We start from the raw sequence: 1,019 nt of genomic DNA, 5'->3' as shown, positions 1-1,019 counted from the left end.
CCCGCCGACCGCGCCATCCGAGACCTGCTGGCCCGCGTTCTGCCCAACCCGCGGCTGTTCCGGCTGGCCCTGATCGCCGCCTGGTTCGGCAAGCCCTTCGCCGGGCTGCTGCCGGGGCGGCTCGGCGCGCTGCTGGCGCTGGCCCCGACATCGGTGCCGGGGCCGAGCCACAGCGACCGGCCGGGCAGCCATCCGGCGGTCGGACCGCGCCGCAAGCGCGCCGCCCTGCTGGTCGGCTGCGCCCAGCAGGTGCTGGCCCCGCAGATCAACGAGGCGACCATCCGCCTGCTGAACCGCCACGGGGTCGAGGTGGTGGTGGCCAAGGGGGCCGACTGTTGCGGCGCCCTGACCCATCACATGGGCAAGACCGACCTCAGCGACGCCGCGGCGAAGAAGACCATCGACGCCTGGATCGCCGAGATGGACGGGGAAGGGCTGGACGCCATCATCGTCAACACCTCCGGCTGCGGCACCACGGTGAAGGACTACGCCTACCAGTTCCGCGAGGACGCGGAATACGCGCCCAAGGCGCTGCGTGTGGCGGCCATCGCCCGCGACGTGACGGAGTTCCTGGCGGAGATCGGTCTGTCCGCTCCGGTGATCGAGACCGGGCAGGCCATCGCCTACCACTCCGCCTGTTCCATGCAGCACGGCCAGCGCATCAAGGACCCGCCGCGGACTCTGCTGCGCGGTGCCGGCTTCGAGGTGAAGGAGATCCCGGAGGCGCATCTCTGCTGCGGTTCCGCCGGCACCTACAACATGCTCCAGCCGGAGATCGCCGTTCAGCTGCGTGACCGCAAGGTGCGCAACATCGAGAGCACCAAGGCCGCCGCCATCGCCGCCGGCAATCTCGGCTGCATCACCCAGATCGCCACCGGGACCGGGCTGCCCGTCGTCCACACGGTCGAGTTGCTGGATTGGGCGACCGGCGGCCCGAAGCCCGAGGCGCTGAGGGACAGCCTGGCCTTCGCCGGTCCGGACCGCTCGCCGGGCGCGGCGGCGCGTGCGGCGGAGTAGGC

Annotated in this window: 1 protein-coding gene; it reads left to right on the top strand. The window is 71.9% G+C overall.

All coding sequences use genetic code 11. The annotated features are described in order from the left end of the window. Positions 1-1,017, top strand: a 1,017-nt coding sequence (locus tag GBZ26_RS29500) for a heterodisulfide reductase-related iron-sulfur binding cluster (protein ID WP_174441818.1), incomplete at its 5' end; no start/stop codon positions are given. Positions 1,018-1,019 lie beyond the last annotated feature (2 nt).

It is taken from the genome of Azospirillum formosense (assembly GCF_013340925.1).
Classification (GTDB): Bacteria; Pseudomonadota; Alphaproteobacteria; order Azospirillales; family Azospirillaceae; genus Azospirillum; species Azospirillum formosense.
This window is presented reverse-complemented; position numbering and strand designations above follow the sequence as displayed.